We start from the raw sequence: 13,087 nt of genomic DNA, 5'->3' as shown, positions 1-13,087 counted from the left end.
GGCCGTCAGGGGATCAGGCGAGGTCGAAACGGTCGAGGTTCATCACCTTGTCCCAGGCGGCGACGAAGTCCTTGACGAACTTCTCCTTCGCGTCGTCGCTCGCGTAGACCTCGGCGAGGGCGCGGAGCTCGGAGTTCGAGCCGAAGACGAGGTCGGCGCGGGTTCCGGTCCACTTGACCTCGCCGGAGGCGTCGCGGGCCTCGAAGGTGTCCGCGTCCCCGGACGACGCGGTCCACGTCGTGCCCAGGTCGAGCAGGTTGACGAAGAAGTCGTTGGTCAGCGAGCCGGGGGTCGCGGTGAGGACGCCGAGCGGCGACTGCCGGTGGTTGGCGCCCAGGACGCGGAGTCCGCCCACCAGGACCGTCAGCTCGGGGGCGCTGAGGTTCAGCAGGTTCGCCCGGTCGAGGAGCAGGTACTCGGCGGGCAGCCGGTTGCCCTTCCCGTAGTAGTTGCGGAAACCGTCGGCGGTCGGCTCCAGAGCGGCGAACGACTCGACGTCGGTCTCGTCCTGGGAGGCGTCCACGCGGCCCGGGGTGAAGGGAACCTGGACGTCGAAACCGGCGTCCTTGGCGGCCTGCTCGACGGCCGCGCCGCCGGCGAGCACGATCAGGTCGGCGAGCGAGACCTGCTTGCCGCCGGTCTGGGAGGCGTTGAAGGACCCCTGGACGCCCTCCAGGACGCGCAGCACGGTCGCGAGCTGGTCGGGGTCGTTGACCTCCCACCCGTTCTGCGGCTCGAGGCGGACGCGCGCGCCGTTGGCGCCGCCGCGCTTGTCGCTGCCGCGGAACGACGAGGCCGACGCCCAGGCGGCGGACACCAGCTGGGACACCGTCAGGCCGGACGCGAGGACCTGGGCCTTGAGGGCGGCGACGTCCCCGGCGTCGACGAGCTCGTGCGTCACCGCGGGGAGCGGGTCCTGCCACAGCAGCGTCTCGGACGGGACCTCCGGGCCGAGGTAGCGCGCGACCGGGCCCATGTCGCGGTGGGTCAGCTTGAACCACGCGCGGGCGAAGGCGTCCGCGAGCTCCTCGGGGTGCTCCAGCCAGCGCCGCGTGATCTGCTCGTAGGCCGGGTCGAAGCGGAGCGCGAGGTCGGTCGTCAGCATCGTCGGGGCGTGGGTCTTCGCCGGGTCGTGGGCGTCGGGGACGGTGCCCGCCCCGGCTCCGCCCTTCGGCCGCCACTGGTTGGCGCCGGCGGGGCTCTGGAACAGCTCCCACTCGTAGCCGTACAGGATCTCGAGGAAGCTGTTGTCCCAGGTGGTCGGGGTGTTCGTCCAGATGCCCTCGAGGCCGCTGGTGATCGTGTCGCCGCCCTTGCCGGTGCCGAAGGAGTTGCTCCAGCCCAGGCCCTGCGCCTCGATGGGGGCGGCCTCGGGGTCGGGGCCGACGCTGTCGGCCGGTCCCGCGCCGTGGGTCTTGCCGAAGGTGTGCCCGCCCACGATCAGGGCGGCCGTCTCCTCGTCGTTCATCGCCATCCGGCGGAACGTCTCGCGGATGTCGCGGGCCGAGGCGATCGGGTCCGGGTTGCCGTTCGGGCCCTCGGGGTTGACGTAGATGAGGCCCATCTGGACCGCGCCGAGGGGGCTCTCGAGCTCGCGGTCGCCGGTGTAGCGCCGGTCGTCGAGCCAGGTGGTCTCCGGGCCCCAGTAGACGTCCTCGTCGGGCTCCCAGACGTCCGCGCGGCCGCCGGCGAAGCCGAAGGTCTCGAAGCCCATCGACTCCAGGGCGACGTTGCCGGTCAGGATCATCAGGTCGGCCCACGAGATCTTCTGGCCGTACTTCTTCTTGACCGGCCACAGCAGGCGGCGGGCCTTGTCGAGGTTGCCGTTGTCGGGCCAGCTGTTGAGGGGGGCGAAGCGCTGCTGGCCGGCCCCGGCGCCGCCGCGCCCGTCGCTGATCCGGTAGGTGCCGGCGCTGTGCCACGCCATCCGGACCATGAACGGGCCGTAGTGGCCGAAGTCGGCCGGCCACCAGTCCTGCGAGGTCGTCAGCACCTCGGCGATGTCCCGTTTCACGGCCGCGAGGTCGAGGCTCTGGAACGCCTCGGCGTAGTCGAAGTCCTCGCCGAGGGGGTTGGCCACGGCGGGGTTCTTGGCGAGGATCTTCAGGTTGAGCCGCTCCGGCCACCACTGGCGGTTCCCGCCGCCCTGCGTCGGGTGCGGGGCGCGCTCGTGCGCGACCGGGCAGCCGCCCGCGTCCTCGGTCTTGGCGTCGGTGACGATCGCGTCATGGTTCTCGGTCACAGGGATCCTTCCGGAAGGGGGATATCACGGTGCTCAGGAGTCGGGGTGGGGGAACAACCGGGACACAGGCCCCAGTAGATGACCTCGGCCTCGTCGATCGAGAAGCCCCGGTCGTCGGACGCCGTCACGCAGGGCGCCTCGCCGACCGCGCAGTCGACGTCGGCGACGAGACCGCACGACCGGCACACGAGGTGGTGGTGGTTGTCTCCGACGCGCCCCTCGAACCGGGCCGCGCTGCCGGCCGGTTCGATGCGGCGTACGAGCCCCGCCGAGGTGAGCGCGTGGAGGCCCTCGTACACGGCCTGCACGGAGACGTGGCCCACGCGCTCGCGCACCCCGGAGGCGATCGCCTCGACCCCGAGGTGGTCGCCCTCCCGGACGGTCTCGAGCAGCGCGACGCGAGCGGCGGTCACCCGCAGTCCGACCCCGCGCAGCTCTTCGGCGGTGGACGGCGTCCGGGATGCGGTCATGGCGCATACCTAACCACCTAAACACGAACTACACAAGATAGTGATTCGTCCAAGTTTTGGGTAAGGTCAGAGCGGTCGGGCCCGGGGACGGGGCGGATCGGCTTCCCGGTCAGGGCTCCCGGCGCGCGATGAAGGCGTCGACGTTCGACTCCAGTTCGGCCAAGCCTTGCTTGAGAGGAGCCAGCACCGCGGAGTTCCGGTCGATCAGTTGCCGCTCGTAAGCGATCTGGACGGCCAGGGAGACGCCCAGGAGCCCGGTCTCCCGCTTGCAGGCGACATCGGCCTTGGCGGTGGCGATCTCCCTGGGGGTGGTCGTGTCCCGCCAGGCGGGGTCTCTGACGGCTTTCTGCGGATCGGGGTAGGAGAAGCCTGCCCGTCGCATGCAGTCGTGCCATTGAAGGTTGACGGCTTTGACGCGCCGGTCCCGGAGCGCGTACTCGAGGGCGACCTGCGGCAACCGCTGGACGTCTTCTCCGTAGAACGCCCAGCTCCAGCCGAGTTCACGCCGTGCCTCGCCCAGGCAGCCCTCCTCCGGGACGGGCTTGTCCCCGTAGGCCGTCACGAGGCCGTGGAACACCGAGGCCTCGGCCTCGTTCATCTCCCGGAATCCCTGCATCTCCGGCGGCTCCATGGAGGTTCCGTCGTCGCCGGGGATCGGGGCGAACCCGTAGCCGTAGGTCGCGGCACGGGAGGGATCGATGACGCCGTAGGCCCTGATGAGCACGGCACCCGGAGTCCCCTTGGGGATCCGGCTGTTCGCCTTGGGCATGTCCAGCCCGAACCGGCGCAGGCAGGCGCGCGCCAGCCGATTGACGGCCCAGTCGATCCTGCGTTCGGATGCGTTGACCGGATGGTAGCGGTCGAAGGGCAGCGGGAAGTCGACCTCGCCGTCCACGGTGGGGAGGGTGCCGATGGCCGGTTCCGGGCCCTTCCTCAGGTCGAGTTCGGGCCCCGGATCCTGCGTCCGGGAAGGCGCGGCGGGCCGGCCGTCCCGGGACGGTTCGAGAACGGGCCCAGTGCCGTCCCCCCGCATCGTCAGGGGGACGGTGAGGACGGCGACCGCGGCGGCGACGGCGGCCACCGTCGAGACGCGGCGCCGCCGGGTGTCCCTGCGGGCGCGGCGGGCGAGGCGGAGGAGGAGGTCCGGGTCGTCGCGGTGGCCGGCGACCGCCTCGTCGAAGACGGACCGCAGATCGTCGAGGTCGAGGCTCATCGGGCTCCTCCGGCGGCGGGCGAGGTGATGCTGGGATCGATGCGGAGCTTGGCGAGGGCCTTGCTCGCCTGGGACTTCACCGTGCCGACCGAGCAGCCGAGGACGGCGGCGACCTGGGGTTCGGTGAGGTCCTCGTAGTAGCGGAGCACCAGGACGGCGCGCTGGCGGCGCGGGAGGCGGCCGAGGGCGGGCCAGAGCTGGTCGCGGCGGTCGACGGCCTCCACCGCGTCGCGGGAGTCGGCCGAGTCCGGCGGGGACGAGGTGGAGATCTCCCCGTGCCACCTGCGCCTCATCCAGGACGCGTGGGTGTTGACCAGGATGCGGTAGACGTAGGGGTCCGGGTCGTCCTCGATGCGGTCCCACACCCGCCAGGCCTTGGTGAGCGCGGTCTGCAGGAGGTCCTCGGCCAGGGCCCAGTCGCGGCACACGAGATAGGCCGTCCGCCGCAGGCGGGGCGCCCGTGCGGTGACGTAGGCGGTGTAGTCCACGCGATCGAGCACCGGTGTGCCTCCTTCGTCCTTTGTGAGAGATACCTCTCGGGGCGAGAGGACGGTTGCCCGTGATCGGGAAGTGCCGGGCGGAGGTCCCCGCGCGGCCCGGGCCTTCAGGGGGATGTGATGGGTTTTGTAACTTTGTGTGACTTGTTAGTTGCTCAGGGGAATGTGTCCGGGCATGGGGTTTTCTCCGAACGATGGTGCCGGGGTGCGGTTGCGCGGTCTCCTGAGCAGGCTCTCGTGGGTCGCCGCCGTCCGGGCCGGGGGCGTGATCGTGCTGTGCGCGGTGGCGGCCGGGCGGCGTCCGTGGTGGCCGCCGGACGCGCTGTGGCTGGTGGCGCTGCTGGCGGCCGGGTTCGGATCGAGGGTGTTCCTGCGGCATCTGGCGCCGTTCCTCGCGTTGTTCGTCCTCTACTTCGTGCTGAGCGGGCTGGCGGACGACCTCAACCCCGTCGTCAACTACCTGCCGATGGTCCGCTTCGACCTGTGGCTGGCGGGGGGAGGGGAGCTGCCGACGAGGTGGCTGCAGAGCCATCTGTGGGACGGGAGCCTGCGCTGGTACGACTTCGGCCTCTACCTGCTCTACACCGCGCACTTCGTCGTGCCGCTGGTGGTCGCGGTGCTGATCTGGAAACGGCGGCCGCGGCTGTACTGGACCTACGTCGGCGCGATCATGGGGCTGTCGTTTGCGGCTTTCGTCACTTATGTTCTGTTTCCTGCCGCCCCGCCGTGGCTGGCGTCCGACCACCGCCTCATCCCGCCGATCCACCGGATCTCCCACGACATCTGGCAGGCCGTGGGGATCGCCGACCCCGACCTCCTCTACAGCAGGCTCTCGCCCAACCTCGTCGCCGCCGTGCCCTCCCTGCACGCCTCCTACCCGCTCCTGATCCTGGTCTTCCTGGTCAGGGCGTTCGGCGCCCGGCGCGTCTGGTGGGTCGCGGCCTACCCGGCCGCCCTCTGGATCGGCATCGTCTACATGGGCGAGCACTACGTCTTCGACATCGTCGCGGGCGTCGCCTACACCCTGGCCGCCTGCGTCCTCGCCTTCTGGACGGCCGACCTCGTCTCCCGGCGCCGGGACGCCGTCCCGCCCGCCGGAGGACCCGGACGGGCCGTCGAAGGCCCCGGGCGGGCCGCGCGGGAGGCCGGGCCGTACGAGCCTCCCATCCGGGACGGCCCGGCCGGAGAGGGAGCCTCCTTCGCGGAGAGGGCTCTTCCGCTCCTTCCGCCGCGGGCGTCCCGCGTGGCGGGAGGCGCGGGTCGCGGTGGCTAGACTCGCGGACATGGCAGGCCGCATCCGACAGGACGACATCGCGTTGGTGCGGGAGAGATCACCGATCGACGGGGTGATCGGCGAGTATCTCCAGCTCGTCAGCGCCGGAGGGGGCAATGCCAAGGGGCTGTGCCCCTTCCACGACGAGAAGTCGCCGTCGTTCAACGTCACGCCGAGCCGGGGGCTGTACTTCTGCCACGGGTGCGGGGTCGGCGGGGACGTCATCAAGTTCATCCAGGAGATCGAGCACCTGAGCTTCGCCGAGGCCGTGGAGCGGCTGGCGGCCAAGGCGGGGGTGCAGCTCCAGTACGAGGAGGGCGGGTACGTCCCGCGCAAGGACGGCGGCAAGCGGGCGCGGCTGATCGAGGCGCACCAGGTCGCGGCGGAGTACTACGCCGCGCAGCTGGGCACCGCGCAGGCCGAGCCGGGACGCCGCTTCCTCATGGAGCGCGGGTTCCGCGCGGCCGACGCGGCGCACTTCGGGATCGGGTACGCGCCCGACGAGTGGGAGGCGCTGGTCCGGCACCTGCGCGGCAAGGGCTTCACCGACCGGGAGATGGTCGAGGGCGGCCTGTGCGTCGAGGGGCGGCGCGGCCCGCGCGACAGGTTCCGCGGCCGGCTGGTGTGGCCGATCCGCGACGTCTCCGGCGACGTGATCGGCTTCGGCGCCCGCAAGCTCCTGGACCGCGACGAGGGGCCCAAGTACCTCAACACCCCCGAGACGCCGATCTACCACAAGAGCTCCGTCCTCTACGGGCTCGACCTGGCCAAGAAGGAGATCGGCCGGGCCAAGAAGGCGGTGATCGTCGAGGGGTACACCGACGTGATGGCCTGCCACCTGGCGGGGGAGACCACGGCCATCGCCACCTGCGGCACCTCCTTCGGCGACGAGCACATCAAGGTGCTGCGCCGCATGCTCATGGACCAGGCCGAGGGCCGCGGCGAGGTGATCTTCACCTTCGACGGGGACTCGGCCGGGCAGAAGGCCGCCCTGCGCGCCTTCGAGGCCGACCACAAGTTCGGCAGCCAGACGTTCGTGGCCGTCCAGCCCGACGGGCTCGACCCGTGCGACCTGCGCGTCCAGCAGGGCGACGCGGCCGTCCGAGACCTCGTCGCCTCCCGGGTTCCGCTGTTCGAGTTCGCCATCCGCAGCCGGATCGAGCGCTTCGACCTCGACACCGTCGAGGGCCAGATGAAGGCGCTCGACGCGGTCGCGCCGATCATCGCGGGCATCAGGGACGCGGGCCGCCGCAAGCTGTACGCGGTCAACCTCGACCGCTGGCTCGGCATCATGGACGAGCAGCTGGTGCTGCGCCGCGTCAACGAGTACATGAAGGGCGCGACCCCGGCCCCGCGGTCCCGCCCGAAGGCGGACCCGAACGACCCCTCCCTGGAGCTGGAGCGCGAGCTGCTGAAGATGGCGCTGCAGCGTCCCGCCACGCTCGGCCCCGCCTACGACACCCTGGCCCCGGACGCGTTCTCGCTGCCCGAGCACAGGGCCGTCCACGAGGTGATCCTGGCCGGGGGAGGGGTGGCGGGCGCCGTCGCCCCGCTGGAGTGGTCGGCGCGGCTGCGGGACCTGGCCCCGAGCGAGGAGACCAGGTCGCTGCTGACCCGGTTCTCGGTGGAGCCGCCCAAGGCTGACGGAATTTCGGACGACACCTATTCCCGGGCACTTCTGGCCCGTTTTATGGAAGTGCAGCTCACCGGGCATGTGGCCGCTCTGAAGTCCAAACTCGGGAGGCTGAATCCGGTCTCAGAGGCTGAGGAGTACAACCGCCTCTTCGGGGACCTGGTGGCACTTGAGCAGCAAAGACGGCGTTTCCGTGACCCCGGGTCGCAGGAGTGGTGACCCCGCGTAAGTGAATTAGGCCCTGCTATTTCAGTGTGTTCTGAAGCACACTGTTCATGTGGGCCCTTTGGTAATGCCCGGTGAGGCACCGTCGGTCGAGCAGGTGGCCGACCTCGTCGCACGTGGTAGGGAGCGCGGAGGCGTCACCGTCGACGACGTCGCCGCCGCTCTGGATCGCACTGAACTGCCGGCCGACGCCCTCGAACGCGTCGTCCGCATGCTCGCCGAGCAGGGAGTGGAGGTCCTCGAGTCGCGCGTCGACGCCGAGGAGCTCCGGCGGGCGGATGAGGGAGACCTCAGCAGGAAGGCGACGCCCACCAGCGACCTGGTCCGGATCTACCTGCGCGAGATCGGCCGTGTCCCGCTGCTGACGGCAGAAGACGAAGTAGAACTCGCCAAGTCGATCGAGGCGGGACTGTTCGCCGAAGAGAAGACGGCCAAGGCCGTCATCCTCTCTCCCGGCGAACGGTTCGACCTCGAACAGCTCGCCCGCGACGGGGCGCGCTCCAAACAACGCCTGATCGAGGCCAATCTGCGCCTGGTGGTGTCCATCGCCAAGCGCTATGTGGGACGCGGGATGCTCTTCCTGGACCTCATCCAGGAGGGCAATCTCGGCCTGATCAGGGCCGTTGAGAAGTTCGACTACACGAAGGGGTACAAGTTCTCGACCTATGCCACCTGGTGGATCCGGCAGGCGATCACCCGCGCGATCGCCGACCAGGCCAGGACCATCCGCATCCCGGTGCACATGGTGGAGACGATCAACAAGCTGATCAGGGTGCAGCGCCAGATGCACCAGGACCTCGGCAGGGAGCCGCTGCCCGAGGAGATCGGCGAGGAGATGGGGCTGACGCCCGACCGGGTGGTGGAGATCCAGCGGATCGCCCAGGAGCCGGTCTCGCTGCAGTCGCCGATCGGCGAGGAGGACTCCGACCTCGGTGACTTCATCGAGGACGCCGACGCGGTCGTGCCGATCGAGGCGGCGGCGTTCATCCTGCTCCAGGACCAGCTGGAAGGGATCCTCTCCAACCTCTCGGAGCGCGAGCAGCGCATCATCCAGCTGCGTTTCGGGCTGGCCGACGGGCACCCCCGGACGCTTGAGGAGGTCGGCCGGGAGTTCGGAGTCACCAGGGAGCGCATCCGCCAGATCGAGTCCAAGACCCTCGCGAAACTGCGCCATCCGTCCCGGGCGCAGATGCTCCGCGAGTATCTGGACTGACCGGGAGGAACACGCGGAACCGCCCCGGCGCGCGTTCGCGCACGCCGGGGCGGAACGTCGTCTACGGTGTCTTCATGCTGATCGTAACTACCGACACCATTCCGGGGTATGAGGTCCGGTACGTCCGAGGCGCGGTGTCCGGGGCGGGGATCGCGCACGGCGGGCTCAGCGCGGCCCGCCGGGAGGCGATCGAGCGGCTCAAGGCCGACGCCGAGCGGTACGGCTGCAACGCCGTTCTGGGCATGCGCTTCGCCAACTGCGCGATCGGGGACGGCTCCTTCGAGGTCTACGCCTACGGCACCGCGGTGCTGATCGAGCAGTCCCAGGGCGAGCCGGGCCGGGACAGCCAGGTGGCGCAGACGGCGCCCCCGCCGGTCTCCCCGCCGCCCGCCACCCCCTCCGGGGGCATGCCGATGGTCGGCCGCAACCTCACCGTGCAGGTCCCGGGCCGCTGAGGCCGCACGCCGCCGCCGTCAGGGGGAGCGCTCGTCGCGGATGATCTCCACCACGTCCCGGGCCCGGGCGGAGATCGCGCGCAGCTCCCGCAGATACCCCCAGTAGTCCGGGTGCGGACCCTGGAGCAGCCCGGGCGCCCGCTCCAGGCGTTCGACCAGCGCGTCCAGGGCCTGTGCGTGCCGGGGGGCGGGCCCGCCGGGCTCGGCCACGGCCAGGCGCTGGGCGTCCCTGATGGCGAACCGGGCCTGCTCCAGCGGGCGTCCGGGATCGCGTTCGGCCTCCTCCAGCTCCTCCACCCGGCCGGTGACCGCGCGGGCCCGGCGCTCGGCGTCCTTGAGCTCGGCCCTGGCGGCGGAGAGGCCGCGCGAGACCTCCCGCCACTCCTGGGCGCCGGCGGCCCGCTCGGTCTCGGCGATCCGCTCGAGCGCGCGCTCCAGCGCCTGGGCGATGGCGTTCGGCGCGCCCTGCAGGTCCTGCCAGCAGGCCGCGGAGTAGCGCCGCCGCAGGACGCTCATCGCCTCATCGACGCGCTCCCGCCGGCCTGAGACCATCTGCACCCGGGTGCGGACACTGGCCAGGTCGTTGCGGGTCTTGCGCACCGCCACGGCCAGGCCGCGGGCCTCCTCGGCCAGCGCGGCGGCCCTGTCCCGGGCCTCCTCGGCCCTGGCCATCGCCCCCTGCAGGCCCAGCCCGCCCAGGCCCGGGGCGGCGAGCTCGGCCAGGAGCGCCTGCACGGAGGCCAGGTCGGCGGTGACCTCCTCGGTGCGCATCCCGGCCTCCTCGGCCGCCGCGACCGCCTCCTGGGCCTCCTGGAAGGACTCGCGGGCGGCCCTCAGGCGGGGCGCGAGCTGCTCCAGCCGGCCCTCCAGCCGCGCCATCTCCGGGACGATCGCCGCGGTGACGCCCTCCAGCTCGGAGGAGGCCCGCTTCAGCGTGGCGGTGGCCGCCTCCAGGGCGCGGCGGGCCGACTCGTAGTCGGCGGCCGCGCGCTCCTCGTCGTCCAGGTCGTGGGAGTCGACCACGGTGATGTAGTCCAGGGCCGCGGTGTTCGCGCCGCCGTCGGCCCGCTCGGCCCGTGGCCGGAGCCGGTCGGCCGCCGCCCGGTCCAGGTCGCCCAGCAGCGTCAGCCTGCCCGCGAGGTACTTCTGGGCCTGGTCCATCTCGTAGAAGGCCTGGGCCGCGTCGTCCCTGGCGGCCAGCGCGGCGGAGCGCGCGTCGGCCGCCCGCGGGTCCCGGCGTCCACGGCGGCGGGGCTCACCGGATCGGTACACCGGACCTCCTTTGGAACCGTTCTGCCCAGGTTCACAGCCAATCATCTCCCCCCTCGGACGCAAATCCGGCATGACCTTGGGTGATCAGGTGGAACCGATAGCATCGCTCGCACGTCTGTCAGGGCGAATCGTGTCGTGCGGTCTCCCCGTCCGGTGCGGTTCTCCGAAGGATTCCCTACACATTCCTGGAGGCAAAGATGCCGGTCAGTCTGAGCAAGGGCGGCAACGTCTCGCTGAGCAAGGAGGCCCCCGGCCTGACGGCCGTGATCGTCGGCCTGGGCTGGGACGTGCGCACGACCACCGGCACGGACTTCGACCTCGACGCCTCGGCCATCGTGGTGGACGCGAGCGGCAAGGTCCTGTCCGACGGCCACTTCGTGTTCTTCAACAACCTGAAGACGCCGGACGGCGCGGTCGAGCACACCGGCGACAACCTCACCGGCGCCGGCGAGGGCGACGACGAGCAGGTCAAGGTGGACCTGGCGGGCATGCCGCCGAACGCCGAGCGCGTCGTCTTCCCCGTCTCGATCTACGACGGCACCAACCGGGGCCAGAGCTTCGGCCAGGTGCGCAACGCCTTCATCCGCGTGCTGAACGCGGCCGGCGGCACCGAGCTCGCGCGCTACGACCTCACCGAGGACGCCTCCACCGAGACCGCCATGATCTTCGGCGAGCTCTACCGGAACGGTGCGGAATGGAAGTTCCGCGCGGTCGGACAGGGGTACGCCTCAGGACTGCAGGGCATCGCGCAGGACTTCGGCGTCAACGTCTGACGCCCGGAGACCCCACCGAGAACAGCGGAGGAGAAGGAGAGCCATGGGCGTCAGCCTGTCCAAGGGCGGGAACGTCTCACTGAGCAAGGCAGCCCCCGACCTGACCGCGGTCACCGTCGGTCTGGGTTGGGACGTCCGGGTCACCACCGGCGCGGACTTCGACCTCGACGCCTCGGCGCTGCTGCTGGGGGCGGACGGCAAGGTACTCTCTGACCAGCACTTCGTCTTCTTCAACAACCTCACCAGCCCGGACGGGACCGTCGAGCACACCGGCGACAACCTGACCGGCGAGGGAGAAGGCGACGACGAGGCGGTCAACGTCGACCTCGCGAGGATGGATCCTCGGGTGGACCGCATCGTCTTCCCGGTGTCGATCTACGACGCGGTGAACCGCGGCCAGGCCTTCGGCCAGGTGCGCAACGCGTTCATCAGGGTGGTGAACCGGGCCGACGGCTCGGAGCTCGCGCGCTACGACCTCACCGAGGACGCCTCCACCGAGACCGCGATGGTCTTCGGCGAGCTCTACCGCTACAACTCGGAGTGGAAATTCCGGGCGATCGGCCAGGGCTACGCCTCAGGACTGCACGGAATAGCCCAGGACTTCGGGGTCAACGTCGGATGACGCCCCCTGACAGCGGTCTGCCGGCGTGGCAGCACGTCGGCAGACCCGAGGACATACAAAAATCATGATTTTTCGCACGTTCGGCTGGTCTTTCGCCATCACTATCGCCGGTCTGGTGGCCGCCTTCTTCTACGGCGGCACAGCGGCACTCCTCCTGGTGGCCGTCCTGGCCGTCCTGGAGATCTCGCTCTCCTTCGACAACGCCGTGGTCAACGCCAAGGTGCTGGAGAGGATGAGCCCCTTCTGGCAGAAGATCTTCCTCACCATCGGCATCGCGATCGCGGTGTTCGGCATGCGGTTGGTCTTCCCCGTGGCGATCGTGGCGATCACCGCTCAGCTAGGCCCCATCGAGGCCGTCAACCTGGCCCTCAACGACCATGAGGAGTACCAGGCGCGGATGGAGTTCGCCTATCCGATGATCGCGGCGTTCGGCGGGATGTTCCTGCTGATGCTGTTCCTGGACTGGATCTTCGAGGAGCGCTCGGCGCACTGGCTGCCGTGGCTGGAGCGGCCGCTGGCCCGCATCGGCAAGCTCGACCAGCTCGCCGTGGTCATCGCCGGCAGCGTGCTGGCGGGGGCGGGTACCTGGCTCGCCGACGACGCCCACCGCTCCAACGTGCTGATCTCCGGCCTGCTGGGCATGGTCGTCTACATCCTGGTCAACGGGCTGGGCGAGCTGTTCGACAAGACCGACGAGCTCGACGAGCAGGTCGAGGAGCTCACGGACGGCGCGCCCCAGCGCGGCCCGAGCGGGCTGGCCGTGGCCACGGGCAAGGCGGCGTTCTTCCTCTTCCTCTACCTGGAGGTCCTGGACGCCTCGTTCTCCTTCGACGGCGTGATCGGCGCGTTCGCGATCAGCACCGACCCGGTCATCATCGCGATCGGTCTGGGCGTCGGCGCCATGTACATCCGGTCGATCACCGTCTTCCTGGTCCGCCAGGGCACGCTTCAGGAGTACCGCTTCCTGGAGCACGGCGCGCACTGGGCGATCGGCGCGCTGGCCGTCTGCATGGTGATCAGCATCGGCAGCCACGTGCCGGAGTGGATCACCGGCGGGCTGGGCGCGGGCCTGATCGTGGCCTCGCTGATCAGCTCGATCGTCCGCAGGAAGCCGGGCGGCGAGGAGGAGAGCGAGATCAAGCTGGAGTCCAGCTCGGTCTGACCCGCTGCCCTTCGCGGGTTCGGACGCCTCGGAACGT

The 13,087-nt window shown here is 70.6% G+C and carries 12 protein-coding genes; 7 read left to right on the top strand and 5 right to left on the bottom strand.

The window, feature by feature from the left end:
* Nucleotides 1-13: 13 nt before the first annotated feature.
* The 4 genes from katG to ABD327_RS06595 form a co-directional block, all read right to left on the bottom strand.
* The gene (gene katG, locus ABD327_RS06610) at nucleotides 14-2,242 is read right to left on the bottom strand and encodes a catalase/peroxidase HPI (protein ID WP_344449289.1); all 2,229 of its coding nucleotides are present in this window, start codon (nucleotides 2,240-2,242) and stop codon (nucleotides 14-16) included.
* A complete protein-coding gene (locus tag ABD327_RS06605; protein WP_344449288.1) occupies nucleotides 2,239-2,712 on the bottom strand; it encodes a Fur family transcriptional regulator in 474 nt (157 codons plus the stop codon). Before ABD327_RS06605 ends, katG begins: the two co-directional genes overlap by 4 nt.
* 109 nt (nucleotides 2,713-2,821) lie before the next feature.
* A complete protein-coding gene (locus ABD327_RS06600) occupies nucleotides 2,822-3,925 on the bottom strand; it encodes a hypothetical protein (RefSeq protein ID WP_344449287.1) in 1,104 nt (367 codons plus the stop codon).
* Nucleotides 3,922-4,425: a SigE family RNA polymerase sigma factor gene (locus ABD327_RS06595; RefSeq protein WP_344449286.1), complete on the bottom strand. Its 504-nt coding sequence runs from the start codon at nucleotides 4,423-4,425 to the stop codon at nucleotides 3,922-3,924. The genes ABD327_RS06600 and ABD327_RS06595 overlap by 4 nt, the downstream gene beginning before the upstream one ends.
* Before the next feature lie 202 nt (nucleotides 4,426-4,627).
* Between ABD327_RS06595 and ABD327_RS06590 the strand changes: the two genes are divergently transcribed.
* The 4 genes from ABD327_RS06590 to ABD327_RS06575 all read left to right on the top strand — a co-directional run bounded on the left by ABD327_RS06590 (nucleotide 4,628) and on the right by ABD327_RS06575 (nucleotide 9,221).
* Nucleotides 4,628-5,695 carry a phosphatase PAP2 family protein gene (locus ABD327_RS06590; protein WP_344449285.1) on the top strand — a complete coding sequence of 356 codons (1,068 nt, stop codon included), beginning with the start codon at nucleotides 4,628-4,630 and terminating at the stop codon, nucleotides 5,693-5,695.
* 10 nt (nucleotides 5,696-5,705) lie between these two features.
* Entirely contained in the window at nucleotides 5,706-7,547 is a 1,842-nt protein-coding gene (gene dnaG, locus ABD327_RS06585) for a DNA primase (RefSeq protein WP_344449284.1), read from the top strand.
* A 73-nt stretch (nucleotides 7,548-7,620) separates the two neighbouring features.
* Nucleotides 7,621-8,766, top strand: coding sequence for an RNA polymerase sigma factor RpoD (gene rpoD, locus ABD327_RS06580; RefSeq protein WP_344449283.1), 1,146 nt, complete (start codon nucleotides 7,621-7,623; stop codon nucleotides 8,764-8,766).
* Between the two features lie 74 nt (nucleotides 8,767-8,840).
* Nucleotides 8,841-9,221: a YbjQ family protein gene (locus ABD327_RS06575; protein WP_344449282.1), complete on the top strand. Its 381-nt coding sequence runs from the start codon at nucleotides 8,841-8,843 to the stop codon at nucleotides 9,219-9,221.
* An 18-nt stretch (nucleotides 9,222-9,239) separates the two neighbouring features.
* Here ABD327_RS06575 and ABD327_RS06570 read toward each other — a convergent pair whose 3' ends face one another.
* Nucleotides 9,240-10,493, bottom strand: a complete 1,254-nt coding sequence (locus tag ABD327_RS06570) for a coiled-coil domain-containing protein (RefSeq protein ID WP_344449281.1) — start codon at nucleotides 10,491-10,493, stop codon at nucleotides 9,240-9,242.
* Between the two features lie 197 nt (nucleotides 10,494-10,690).
* On the opposite strand from ABD327_RS06570, the gene ABD327_RS06565 reads away from it, so the two are divergent.
* The 3 genes from ABD327_RS06565 to ABD327_RS06555 all read left to right on the top strand — a co-directional run bounded on the left by ABD327_RS06565 (nucleotide 10,691) and on the right by ABD327_RS06555 (nucleotide 13,050).
* Nucleotides 10,691-11,266: a TerD family protein gene (locus ABD327_RS06565; protein WP_344449280.1), complete on the top strand. Its 576-nt coding sequence runs from the start codon at nucleotides 10,691-10,693 to the stop codon at nucleotides 11,264-11,266.
* 43 nt (nucleotides 11,267-11,309) lie between these two features.
* Complete coding sequence (locus ABD327_RS06560) at nucleotides 11,310-11,888, top strand: TerD family protein (RefSeq protein ID WP_344449279.1); 579 nt, start codon at nucleotides 11,310-11,312, stop codon at nucleotides 11,886-11,888.
* A 64-nt stretch (nucleotides 11,889-11,952) separates the two neighbouring features.
* Nucleotides 11,953-13,050 carry a DUF475 domain-containing protein gene (locus ABD327_RS06555; RefSeq protein ID WP_344449278.1) on the top strand — a complete coding sequence of 366 codons (1,098 nt, stop codon included), beginning with the start codon at nucleotides 11,953-11,955 and terminating at the stop codon, nucleotides 13,048-13,050.
* Nucleotides 13,051-13,087 lie beyond the last annotated feature (37 nt).

This window comes from Actinocorallia aurantiaca, assembly GCF_039533685.1.
In the GTDB taxonomy this organism is placed as follows: domain Bacteria; phylum Actinomycetota; class Actinomycetes; order Streptosporangiales; family Streptosporangiaceae; genus Actinocorallia; species Actinocorallia aurantiaca.
Note: the sequence above shows the minus strand (reverse complement) of the source record. Positions and strands in the feature narration are given on the sequence as shown.